The sequence below is a fragment of the Dellaglioa sp. CoH-57-MRSF-18 genome, from assembly GCF_056781995.1.
This window is the reverse complement of the sequence record NZ_JBXAXX010000239.1, coordinates 1-261: the sequence shown is the minus strand read 5'-3', so window position 1 is coordinate 261 and position 261 is coordinate 1. Positions and strand designations below refer to the sequence as shown.

Below are 261 nucleotides of genomic sequence, written 5' to 3'. Positions count from 1 at the left end.
ATGTAGAACTTGCGGCCGACCTGAATCAGCTGGTCGTCGCGCTCGACGCCGCTATCCTTCTCATGCTGCGCGTGTGCATACCACGGGTCGTACTTCGTACTGTCAAACTGCTGCGTTTCCGGGTCATACGACGGCAGATCGACCGGGAACTTCGTGGACTTGCCATCCTTCGTCTTGGTCTTGACCCATGCAGTTGCATACGAGTGAACGTCACCGTAGAGCCGCAGCGTCACCCACTTCTTTTCCGGAAACTTGAAAAGC

The 261-nt window shown here is 55.9% G+C and carries 1 protein-coding gene; it reads right to left on the bottom strand.

Translation table 11 applies throughout. The annotated features are described in order from the left end of the window. Positions 1 to 261, bottom strand: a 261-nt coding sequence (locus AC1RPG_RS08845) for a hypothetical protein (protein WP_481762615.1), incomplete at both ends; no start/stop codon positions are given.